This is a genomic window from Deltaproteobacteria bacterium, assembly GCA_019912665.1.
GTDB lineage: Bacteria > Desulfobacterota > GWC2-55-46 > GWC2-55-46 > GWC2-55-46 > UBA5799.
Genome location: JAIOIE010000031.1, coordinates 1 through 10919 on the forward strand (window position 1 = coordinate 1; position 10919 = coordinate 10919).

Here is a 10919-nt window from a genome sequence, read left to right on the forward strand (position 1 = left end):
TGTGCTCGGAAATGACTCTGGCGAGGGGGATTTGACAGCCCAGCTCGTAACCGGACCGGCAAACGGAAGCCTTACTCTCAACCCCGACGGCTCTTTTATCTATACTCCGGGGCCGGGCTATTCAGGAATTGATTCGTTCACTTATAAGGCCGTCTTCGGAGGAGCGGAGAGTAATACGGCGACTGTGAGTATAAGTGTTGACAGGGAATCCAATACCGCGCCGGTCGGTTACCAGGACAGCGCGTCGACCGACTTCAACACGCCGGTAGTCATACCTGTGCTCGAAAACGACGTCGACGCGGATGGAGACCCGCTTAGCGTGGCGGCCATAACCATCCCGCCCCCCAACGGCACGGCTACGATAAACCCCGACAACACCGTGACATTTACGCCGAATCCCGGCTTCAGCGGAAGCGACAGGTTCTATTACAAGGCTACCGACGGCATGGACTTGAGCAACACGACAAGGGTCACGGTCAGCGTGAAATCGAACAAGCTCCCGGTAGCTGTAGTGGACTATGCGACCACCGCAGTCAACACGCCGGTCTTGATAGACGTTGCCGCAAACGATTATGACATCGACGGGACTGTCGTGAAGGAGAGCGTTACGATCCTGAGCAAGCCGGGACGGGGCGGCACGGTTGTAAATAACAAAGATGGTACGGTAACGTTCACCCCGGCAGCCGGTTTCACCGGCTTCGATTACTTCTACTACAATATAAAGGATGACTACGGCGCGACTTCGAAAAGCGCCAAGGTCACTGTGAAGGTGGCCAAATAGGTTCGGTAAGGCGATCAGAAAAAGCTAATGATTACGCTTCTGCGGTTTTTTACCTTGCCAGCAAGATAAATCGACCGCCTCGGATACGGCCCTATGTGCCTTGATTCGAGGGGCGCGCCGGATAGCTTCCGCATCACGTGCTATCAATTATGCATGAGTACTTCCTGGGAAAGATTGAGGCAAGGGCATCGGGACTTTGGTCAGCTTTAAGGTCTTCGGAGTCCTTTTGAGCCATTCGAATGCAATGGCCCTGCGGTTAAGAATTAAAGAGGGTAGGACAGGTGCCTTCCTTAATGGGCCGAGCCTAAAAGGCCGCGAAGAGCATCAGGGTGGTAAGGTTATCGCCGCTCTCAGGGCCCGGCCCGCCGGACCCGGAATACCATGTGGAGTCGAGCTGGAATTGAATGTTCTGAAGTGGGGTGTACACGAGCCCGAGAGTGGTGGCGTTGTCCTCGTCGTCTCCGGTTGAGCCGCTCCTTCCATGACGGTAAGCCGCCGCTGCGGTGAGCTTGCCCGGCACCACGCCGACCTCGGCCAGCGCCGTCCATGCCTTTCTGGCTTTGTCCTGGTTTTCATTAAAAATGTTCCCGCCTTCGCCTGGCAGCCCGTTAGATTTGGCTGCCCTCGCATAAGTAAGATAGACGCCAAGGGGAAACGCTCCCACTGTGCCCTGAGCCTGAGCGTCAACCGCCCACGCGTCGGCCTCTTTCCTTGTGACGATGACCGCGGTCTCGTCGTCCGGGTCAGCGCTCAGGTTTGCCTCCTTGCCCGCCCATATCTGGGCGCCTATGCCGAGGTCCCACCCCTCGAAGGCAGGAGTGAAAGCTATCCTGCCGTAATGGAGATATGGGCCCGAGGATATTTCCGGCGAGTGCTCGTTAGACCAGAGCGTATAGTTCGCGAACCATAGCTGGTGAGCTGCGGCAAGGGTGATTCCGGTTGCTGCTGTTGCGGCACCGATATACTGCTGGGCGGATATTTCGGTGCGGTGCTCGATTGGCCTTTGGAGCCTCAATGCCCCTGTATTCAGGAGCTCAAGGCCGTATGCCGGCCCGAAGCCGTCCGTCGTGAACGGGATTACGTTCAAATTCACTGCTTCGGTTACGTACACGAACGGAATCTTGAAAGACGTGAACCGCGAATCCCCGTCCTTGAGGGACGCCTCCAGGAGAAAGCCTGCGTGCTCGCCGACCCTGCCGCCAAGGAGGAGGGCGGCCTCGTCAGGGAACTGGAGCTGCCCCTTGTTAAGCTCCTGGTCTTCGGCAGTGGCGTCCGGGTGGTTAGAGTCGCCGTCCCTTTTCTGATATCGCACCTTTGTGACGAAGGAGGCGTTCAGAACCGAGGGGAGCGAGAGAAAGTCCCCCTCGATCATGCTCTGGCCGCCGGTCATGGTGTATCCTCCGGATTTGAAGGCGCGGCCAAAGGAGTTGAGGGTCGGAAAGTGCTGGAAGTGACAGGAATTGCAAGCCATACCGGTCTGCCGCGAAAAAGCGGGCACGGCCGAGGATTCGCAAGGGATAAAGAGCGACAGCACGAAAAAAGAAAACGCGGCTGCAAGGGCAAAAAGAGACTTCCTCATCAATGGCCTCGGGGGCTGAAATTATCCGAGACCTGATGAAGGTCAGGTCCGGGAATTTCAAGAACTCTACCAGCAGTTTTGGGATTGTCAAGCGAGGGCAATGGGTTTTTTGGCGGGCAATACGAGAGGCAGGGCCGCCGGATGTTGACAGTGCGCTCTATTTCTGTTATTTTTCACGAATCTGCAATGCTTCCACCAAAAAAGGCCCGAGTGGCGGAATTGGCAGACGCACGGGACTTAAAATCCCGAGGTGGCAACACCGTGCCGGTTCGACCCCGGCCTCGGGCACCAGCTTTTCAAGAACAATGATTTGATTACAAGCCTCTAATTCTCAATACCTTTTAACCCCTCGTTTTCCGAATAGCTTAGTGTATTACCCGTTCTCCTTCCTGCTCAATTGTGGGCTTCTGTGCCTCAATTGTGCCCAAATTGTGCCCTTTTGAAAGAGTCACGGCCTTTTCTTCATGGTATTCAGTAACCCTCTTTGAAGCCCTTTTCAGATCGTCCTCGTTTACTATGTTGTACCTTTCAAAGACGCTCCGGGTCTTATGGCCTGATACCATCATGGCAACCCTTTCAGGGATTCCGGCCCTTACCATGTTCCTAACGGCTGTCCTCCTGAAATCGTGAAACAGCTTGCCCTCAAGCTCTGAATCGTTACAAGCTTTAGCCCATGCCCCTCTGAAGTCCCTTATTTGCTCCCCTGCCTCTCCGAAGAAAACCCAGGGGCATTTCGGAAACTTGCTATCCCTTGCGGCCCTCTGGAAGCGGATTGCCTCTAAAAGCTCACCCTCCATGAAGACAATCCTCGATTCGCCGTTCTTCGTATCCTCTGCCTTCAAGGTTATCTTGCCCTCTATCAAGTCCACCTGGGGCCATTGAAGGGAAAGAATCTCCTCTTTCCTCATTCCCGTATGGTAGGCCGTTATCACCACGGGCTTAAGGTAAGAGGGCAAGGCGTTCTTAAAGGTAAGGTACTCCTTATGCTCAAAGTACCCTGTCCTTGCGCCGTTCTCTTTCAGGTGTGGGATATGAGGAGGGTTAATCACCTTCGGAGGGGTCATTTGACAGGCAAGGCGAAACATCCTTTTCAGGGCCGATAGCTCACGGTTTATAGTCCCGTTCTCTGCGTCCTGATCCTGCCTCTGAAGGATATAGGCCCTGATCCTGTCCGTGGTAATGTCAACGGCCCTTACGCCTTCAAAGTATTTCGTAAGGTGCTTGACGCTCCTCTCTGCCCTGTCGAGGGACTTCTTGCCGTTCACCTTATAGTCATTCACAAGGTCAAGGGCAAGCTCGTCAAAGCGCACCCTTTCAACCCTAAGCCCAGGGAAACGGTTTTCGGTTATCTGCCCTTCACGGAGCTTAAGGAGCCTCTTTGCGTCTGTCTCCTTCTCGCTGTGGGAGCTTTCCCGATAGGGCTTTCCGGCCCTGTAATACTTAACCCAGTAAATCTCCCCTCTCTTGTAGATACTGCCCATTGATTCGCCTCCTTTCATACTATTCGCCGAGCTTTTTAATCAATTCGGCCTGTTCAACCAAAAAACGAATCACCTCCTTATCAGAATTAAGTACTGTGACTGGTGCAGCATATTTAATCATTATGTCCTCATTTTTTCCCATTCTCGAAGTTCTGATTTCCCAAAGCGCACCAGTCTTAGTATTCAGCATAAATGTACTTCCATTATCTGATACAAGCTGATAATCTCCTGGTTCTCCTGCTTGTGCTTGCGTTGAAAAGGCAAATAAAAATGTAGCTATTAGAAGGCTCCTTTTTAGCATACGGTTCTCCTTTAAAGAGGCGCTGTTTTTTTCTTTTTAACCTTCTTTTGTTCACCCCCTTTCAATTCGAGATATTTAAGTGCAAGGTGAAGGAATGGAGGTATTTCCCTCATACCCTTTTCCCACCTGTAAACCGTTATCGTGCTTACACCCAAAGTCTTTCCGAGTGAAATTTGGGAATAGCGGTTCTTTTTTCTCCAGTATAAAAGTTCAGATGGCATCATTAGTTCAAACTCAAAATTTTTTTAATTAATCTTTCTTTGTGCTCTTTTCTTTTTGTGCTTCTTTCATCTTTTCATATTCAAACTTATCCATCTCAAATACTCCACCAACTTTTATAATATTTTTATCTCTTTTATAATGCGGCATTTTGTTCTTTTTTCTATGTTTTGTTATTTTTGACAGCTCCCTTCGAGCATCATCCATATTCTGAAATCTTTTAAAAAAATCCATGGAACAATCCTTATCACAAAAATGTCTTTTTTCAGATATGAGCGAGCCACACTCATAGCAATTATTTTCATCCGGCGAGATATCCTCAGTCTCTTTGACCATATCAAGCCTCCCACACTAAGAGATGGAACTTATATATACCATTGGCATATTATTGTCAACAACTTAATGTAAACTCCTTTCTTTTCCCTGCATATAAAAAGGACTGCCTAAAAAGTGTATCGGGTCTTGTGGGCCTCAATCCATTTATCGAGGTCATATATATCAAGGTGAATCCTTTTGCCAGCTTTCACACAGGGCAGGCTACCGGCCCAGATAAGCTCACGCACGGAAGGAACAGACCGCCCCAGATAAACGGAAGCCTCTGGAATGGTAAAGAGCCTCTTTTTAAGGGGTTCACGCTTGGGATTCTCAATCCCGTGCGCCTTTGTAATTGATTGTTCTTTCAACCTTTATTTACCCTATGTGCCTTGACTGTGCCCATATTCCAAAACTTCATTGGTTTCGTGCCCTCAAGGGGGCAGGGGGGAGGATTGGCTTTTCAGCCATGTATCCTTAACCCCTTCCCTGGGCGCATCCCGTTTTCTATCAAAGTTAATTCCGTCTGTACTTAGATAAGTCCACCGGCGATAAATCGGCCTCTACATTCAGGTTGATATTCCTTGTAGGGGGATAGGAGCTATCCAGTTTGAAGCTCATATCCAGGGCCTTAAGAGATATATTCGGGTCTGTGTTATCTACATGGCTTTTCAGCTTGCCTATGCGATAGGATTTCGTAAGCCCGTGATACTCCATAAGGGCTTTTATGCTGTCCTCAATCTCAGGGTGCTTCATAAGGCCGTGAGCGATTGCCTTAGCTGAATTTCTGTCCTTAACATCATAGGCCCCCATAGCGGAAGCGGTTGCGGAGGTGCCTTGTGCGATTGCCACAACAAAGGCCCTCTGTTTATCCGTAAGATGGTCAAGGCAAGGAGGAGGGGCAATCTTTTTAATCCGCTTGTGAACGGCAACATTGGAAACGCCCAGTTCCTTCGCAATCTCAGTTTGGCTCCTGCCCTCTTTGAGCATCTTAAGAAGCAAACCATCATCTATTTTTCTTGGCCTCATTTTCATGGCTCCTTTTGTTAAAATTAACCTTGTCCTATAACCTACGGGGGTGCCAGGGAAGGGGGAAAGCCCCTCTTTTATCTAACTTGAAGGTAGGCCCTTTTGGGCCACAATTTACAAAAAGGACTTATTCCCCCGCATCCTCAAGCTCGCTCAAAAGCTCCTCTTTCCTTTTTCTGATTACTTCGATTTCCGTTTGGATATGAGCCACAAGCCCCTTTACTCCAATATTCTCCGTGCTAAGGCCCTCAAGGAGCCTTCTTTGCTGAAAACTCCTGTCCTGTATGGCTACTATGGCAACAGGGTTTGGTTCTTTCTCTCCTCTCATAACTGAATCGAGATAGCCGTTAAGCACGGCCCTTGCCTTTCCCCCGATAAGGTGAAGGTCATTAAGCTCCTTGCCTTTTATGAGTTCAATCATTTGCTGAATATCGGGATCAGCGTAAACCTCTGAGGATAGATAGGCCCTAACTGTTTTGGAATCAAAGCCTGTCCGTTTTCCAATGGCATTAGGCGTAAGGCCCATATCTTTCATAACCTTGAATTTCGCAATATCCGGCTTTGTAGGCTTCGGCATTTGCCCCTCCTAAAGTCCCAGTCCCAAGCTCCGGCCCGCTGTCATAAGGGCCTGTAGCAGTTTGAGGGCCGCATTTTTAGCCCTCTCCAGTAGCTTATCAAGCATGGAAGGCCCCCTTTAACTCCTCGATTGTATCTTTGACGCTCTGCCCGCCAATCCACCAGTGATAACGGCGGTCTGAATTGAATGGGATAGTAATATCTCCATCTGGGCCGAAATACGGTATGGGGCTTTCTTTAACAATAGAATCCTCCTCTCGTTTTATCTCTCTCAGGGTCTTTCTCGCGATTTCTGCAAAGCCCATTCTTTCTCCATTCTGCGTATTAAGCGTGTTAAGCGTATTAAGAAGGTATTTGCGCATAATGCGCTTTTTGCGCAAGCCTAAAGAACAACTTGCCTCTTCCTGCTTTCGCCTGCTTTCTTGCCAAACCAAAGCTCAATGCTTCTGCCTTCCGTTTGTATTTGCTCCTTGATTGCCAATCCTTTCTTGAGCAAAAAATCCAATGCTTTGCTTATCTCAGAGCCCTTTTTGTGTCGCCCAAACAGGTTATAAATATCCGTTCTGGTTAGCCCCTTCGGATTGCTTATCAAGGCGTTTAAAATTTCGTCTGCTACAGAGTTCCCAAAGGAATCTCCAAAAACATACTTTGCGGATGCATAGCAGTAATCCCATAAAGCAAGTCCCGCCGTAAGATGATCAGCCTCTATGTGATAAGAGCAATCCAATAGCGCATATAGCATCGCAAGCCGCATCGCCTGTGCCTCGGCCCTCGATGTTACGCCCCCTAATAGGCCGGATTCCCCCTCTGAAAGCTCAGGGTAAACACTCTCCCATGCCTTCCAGGCTTCCTCTGAAGGTTCTATCTTTCCTGCGCTTTGCCCAAAATCAATAGCCGCTCGGAGCCTCTTTAGGAGAGGTTCAAAATTAACCTTCTGAATCTGCCCTCCTCTTGGAAGGCATTTAGAACGCCTGACACAAAGCCATAAAAACCTGTTTGCGAATCCGTTAGCCGCTTCTGTTGTCGTGAGATATCTAAGTAGTTCTTCTTTGGTGACATGCGAAATAAGCGAGATATGCGTATCAGAGGCTTTTATCGGGCAGTTTTTAACCAGTGTCCTTAATGTGCCACTATCCCACGCCTGCCTGATAATTGCTGAAAGGGTATTCCCTTCTCTACCCAAAACCTTGAGGACTGTTGCAAACTCCGGTTCGATAACCAGAAGCCGCTTATCTTTAATTCCCTCTTCAATGACTGTTTCGCCTTTTCTTACTTCGTCCCTGACTGCATACATAAGCCCTTCGCCAGATGACAAGCCAGACACAATCCTTTCACTCCATTCAGGCGATATAGCTGAAAACAGCCGTGAAATATGTTTTTCAGAGGTTCCCTTGCGGCCCTTAGAGGTTTCACCGATTAGGACAGGAAAAATATTCCCGTAATGCTTATTTGCTTCAACCTCAAAATAAGCACCCCTTCCGATTATTGAGCCGTAGAAGGCTAAAAACTGAATAAGCAGGGCCATAGGATCGGCCTCTGTGTGTGGCTCGATAGCTTTAGTTATTTCTCCAGGAAGGCGATTAAAAATCGCTTCATCAGGTAAAGGCCATTCAGAAGTTTTATTTATCTCAGGTTCAGTGGTCTGAGATTCCTCTTGTAAGGTCTCGATTGCCCCACGCCTCTTTAGCTCCAAAAGCGCATCTCCTACATCGCATTTCATATTCCGTATTCCTCCTTAAAAAAAGTCAGCTTCGCCTCATCGTTACTCTTACAAAAAACTTCTTCATAGATATATTCGAGGTAGTCAAAACGCTCCTGTAGCTGTGCAAGTAATACAAGTTCGGCTTCTGTATAGACAGTCCTTGTGGCCCTTAATTGGCGGTATTTTCTTAGGAACAAAGCTATACTGTCGCTTGTATTTTTCTCCCATACCCGGAAAGCCTCTGTAAGCTCTCGCTTCTCCCTATTCTCAGATATTTGCAACGGGTCTGGACGGCCCCTTTCGATATCGAGATAAGAAAGAGCCTCTTTGAAAGAAAGGCCGTGAAGCTCCATAACAAGGGCTATGGCATCTCCCTTTTTATGGCATCCAAAGCAAAAGAAGGTTTGCCTATCAGGGTCAACCTTGAATGAAGGGGTCTTTTCAGAATGGAAGGGACAACAGGCCCAGAAGTATCGGCTCCTTTGAGTAAGGCTTATGCCTTCACGCTCAAGGACGGCGATAATACCTGGTTTGTCTGACAGTGAGAGTTTAAGGGCGGGTATTCCCATATTTTGTTTTCTCCATATTTTTCTTGTCTGACAGGCTATACGCTAAAGAGCGGAGGGACTTGAAAGCCTCGATAAAAGCCGAAGGGCTTACAATTGCATTGTTTGCGTAGTAGTCCATAAGGGCCCTTTTCAGCTCCGGTGTTTCCACAAAGTGAAAGACCGTCCGGCCTTGATGGTCAAGGTCTGCATCGTGCAGTGGAAAACTTTTAGCCTTGAGGTATGAGCTTATGTAGAGGTCTTTGAGGCTGGTGATTTGTGGCTGGATTTGTCGGGTCATATATCCTCCATACTCGTTGTTATGGGGAATTATATGCCCAGCGAAATAACGAGAAAACCCCTGCCCAAAACGCAAAAATGCAATTTCAGGAGGGGTTATCAGTAAACCAATTTAGTTTGAGAAGCTATTTAATATTTAAAATGTCTCTTAAAGGTATTGGAGGATATGAAGCCTCATCGTCTTTTTCTCTGGTCATCTTGACAAAATCTTCTTTAACCTCTTTATATCTGGGATAAGCTAATATATATTTTTCATAGAAATAATCTGGGTCATCCCATACCTTGATCCCGTATTTTCTCCTTTCAATTTGATACTTGTTCTCCATTAAAGCAGTAGTAATATTTTTTGAATTATATCTTTTTGATTTCCTGTGCGGGCTTACTGAAAAGATTGAATAACCTTTCTTTTCAAGGGCAAATAGCGCAAAATTAAATATTTTTGCCCTTTCGTTATCCGGCATTTTGAGCTGATAAGACACATATTGATAAAGCCATACTGCTATTCTTTTAATATCGTTTGTAAATTTATCTTGCCCCTCTCCATGAATACCTCGGCCTGTTTTTTTGCCAATCTCCTTTAGCACAGGATCCATAACCTCATAATAAAAATCCCATGCAAAACGCTCTGGATTTGCTAAAAATCTTTTATACAGGTTTTCCCATTCCTTAGGCGTAGAAGTAATTTTAAGAATGGATCTGCCAAAATCCATTGGTGCTGATATGGTTATAGGCCCAGATTTGCGTCTTTGTGAGATTTTTGTTTTAGGGATACTATCCAAATACTCTCTAAATTCTTTATCCAACCGTTCAGCTTCCTCTTTGCCATAAACAAGCTCCTCGTACTTTTTATAAATTTCTTCTCTCGTTTCCTCTTTCATGTCACCTCATATTATTAGGAGAGTTTGCAGTCCTTTTCGGGAGCTACCCTATCCCACAAATCGAATTTTCATTTTTTCTTCTTCGGAGTTTGAGGGGCTTCTTTCTTACATTTATCAGAAAGTATTGGCTCTTCGTAGCGCCAAAATAAGCCGCTGTCATGTGCTTTTTGACATGCGTCTATTTCATCCAGTAAGGTTGAATGTTTCAGTTTTTCAGCTTTAGAATCAATCATTCGAAGATCATTCTCAATATCTTCTCTCGTAACCTCACGATTTTTACAGGCTACAGTTGGATAGGATAGTATTATCTGGTCTTTTATAGTATAGGTGTTTTTGCAAAGATCCGCTGCGGTTTCTCGGCAGGCAGGCCACCATTTTTTATAATCGTCATAATATCGCTGAATAGTCCAGTGATTGGGAAATTGAGATTTCAATTCATGGAGGCGCTTCACACGCTGTTCGGAAGGCTTTGCATCAAAACATATTTTTTGAAAAGTTGAGGGATCAGGCCAGACGGTGCCCCAAAAATCTTTTATAAAGAGGAAGTCCATTCCATTCTCATCCTTTCTGATAGAAGTTGGAGAGAAAGGACTTGAGGTTAGGCTTAGAAGTCTGCAAAACTGGTAAGTATCTTTTAGAACAGTATTCGCTCCCTTAATGTTAAGGTCGGCCTCCTTCTGATACAGATCTGCATCATTTTCTGACACATCAATTTTCTTTAGTTCCAATTCTTTAGTTAATTCATAATAATACATGTCTCCATTATCTGAGCCATAATTTCCGCACATTTGCTTAAAATTCTCACATGCCTTCAATCTTGAGTAGGCGGCTTCTTCACCGAAACAGGTGAGGGTGTCTTTATACTTTGAAATAGTCTCGTTTAAGACCTGCTCTATTTTCTTCATGGATTTCGTTTCAATCTCAAAATTAGTGTGAAGTCCAAGAGCAATGATTGCGATTCCATATTTTTCGAGCAAGGAATTTTCCAGTACCCTGTATCTTTCATCATACTTTTTGTATTCCGGCTTACTAATGTTCTTGGCTCTTAGCTCACCTACCTTTGCAATTTCTTGATCGGACCTGCCCCCATCTATAATGCCATTCGTAATTAGACTAATGCAGCCATTTTCTCCTGTTGAAGCCTTGCGAATTCATTCGGAGAAAGGTTTCCGAGTGAACTGTGCGGCCTATCCTCGTTATAGTCCCTGCGCCATTC

At 46.8% G+C, this 10919-nt stretch carries 16 protein-coding genes and 1 tRNA gene; 2 read left to right on the forward strand and 15 right to left on the reverse strand.

All coding sequences use genetic code 11. The features are described from left to right. Window positions 1-781, forward strand: a 781-nt coding sequence (locus K8I01_12580) for a tandem-95 repeat protein (GenBank protein ID MBZ0221254.1), incomplete at its 5' end; no start/stop codon positions are given. Window positions 782-1085: 304 nt separating this feature from the next. Here the strand turns inward: K8I01_12580 and K8I01_12585 are convergent. Continuing rightward, window positions 1086-2360 carry a hypothetical protein gene (locus tag K8I01_12585; GenBank protein MBZ0221255.1) on the reverse strand — a complete coding sequence of 425 codons (1275 nt, stop codon included), beginning with the start codon at window positions 2358-2360 and terminating at the stop codon, window positions 1086-1088. A 204-nt stretch (window positions 2361-2564) separates the two neighbouring features. Here K8I01_12585 and K8I01_12590 point away from each other — a divergent pair. Continuing rightward, window positions 2565-2651, forward strand: a tRNA-Leu gene (locus K8I01_12590). Between the two features lie 74 nt (window positions 2652-2725). Here the strand turns inward: K8I01_12590 and K8I01_12595 are convergent. The 14 genes from K8I01_12595 to K8I01_12660 all read right to left on the reverse strand — a co-directional run. Then, complete coding sequence (locus K8I01_12595) at window positions 2726-3841, reverse strand: site-specific integrase (GenBank protein MBZ0221256.1); 1116 nt, start codon at window positions 3839-3841, stop codon at window positions 2726-2728. Between the two features lie 19 nt (window positions 3842-3860). Next, window positions 3861-4142: a hypothetical protein gene (locus tag K8I01_12600; GenBank protein ID MBZ0221257.1), complete on the reverse strand. Its 282-nt coding sequence runs from the start codon at window positions 4140-4142 to the stop codon at window positions 3861-3863. 11 nt (window positions 4143-4153) lie between these two features. Continuing rightward, window positions 4154-4366, reverse strand: coding sequence for a helix-turn-helix domain-containing protein (locus tag K8I01_12605; protein MBZ0221258.1), 213 nt, complete (start codon window positions 4364-4366; stop codon window positions 4154-4156). Window positions 4367-4391: 25 nt separating this feature from the next. Beyond that, the gene (locus tag K8I01_12610) at window positions 4392-4697 is read right to left on the reverse strand and encodes a hypothetical protein (GenBank protein ID MBZ0221259.1); all 306 of its coding nucleotides are present in this window, start codon (window positions 4695-4697) and stop codon (window positions 4392-4394) included. Between the two features lie 107 nt (window positions 4698-4804). Continuing rightward, window positions 4805-5044, reverse strand: coding sequence for a helix-turn-helix domain-containing protein (locus K8I01_12615; GenBank protein ID MBZ0221260.1), 240 nt, complete (start codon window positions 5042-5044; stop codon window positions 4805-4807). Between the two features lie 145 nt (window positions 5045-5189). Further along, window positions 5190-5702 carry a terminase small subunit gene (locus K8I01_12620; GenBank protein MBZ0221261.1) on the reverse strand — a complete coding sequence of 171 codons (513 nt, stop codon included), beginning with the start codon at window positions 5700-5702 and terminating at the stop codon, window positions 5190-5192. Between the two features lie 127 nt (window positions 5703-5829). Continuing rightward, window positions 5830-6279, reverse strand: a complete 450-nt coding sequence (locus K8I01_12625) for a hypothetical protein (protein MBZ0221262.1) — start codon at window positions 6277-6279, stop codon at window positions 5830-5832. Window positions 6280-6376: 97 nt separating this feature from the next. Further along, window positions 6377-6583 (reverse strand): hypothetical protein, encoded by a 207-nt coding sequence (locus K8I01_12630; GenBank protein MBZ0221263.1) that lies wholly within the window; start codon window positions 6581-6583, stop codon window positions 6377-6379. A gap of 77 nt (window positions 6584-6660) precedes the next feature. Beyond that, window positions 6661-7998 (reverse strand): DUF3987 domain-containing protein, encoded by a 1338-nt coding sequence (locus K8I01_12635; GenBank protein ID MBZ0221264.1) that lies wholly within the window; start codon window positions 7996-7998, stop codon window positions 6661-6663. Further along, entirely contained in the window at window positions 7995-8549 is a 555-nt protein-coding gene (locus tag K8I01_12640) for a hypothetical protein (GenBank protein MBZ0221265.1), read from the reverse strand. The genes K8I01_12635 and K8I01_12640 overlap by 4 nt, the downstream gene beginning before the upstream one ends. Further along, window positions 8530-8826, reverse strand: a complete 297-nt coding sequence (locus tag K8I01_12645; protein ID MBZ0221266.1) for a DUF5659 domain-containing protein — start codon at window positions 8824-8826, stop codon at window positions 8530-8532. The genes K8I01_12640 and K8I01_12645 overlap by 20 nt, the downstream gene beginning before the upstream one ends. 124 nt (window positions 8827-8950) lie before the next feature. Beyond that, complete coding sequence (locus K8I01_12650; GenBank protein ID MBZ0221267.1) at window positions 8951-9703, reverse strand: hypothetical protein; 753 nt, start codon at window positions 9701-9703, stop codon at window positions 8951-8953. A gap of 68 nt (window positions 9704-9771) precedes the next feature. Continuing rightward, complete coding sequence (locus K8I01_12655; GenBank protein MBZ0221268.1) at window positions 9772-10680, reverse strand: hypothetical protein; 909 nt, start codon at window positions 10678-10680, stop codon at window positions 9772-9774. A 131-nt stretch (window positions 10681-10811) separates the two neighbouring features. Further along, a partial coding sequence (locus K8I01_12660; protein ID MBZ0221269.1) for an integrase core domain-containing protein occupies window positions 10812-10919 on the reverse strand: 108 nt, incomplete at its 5' end.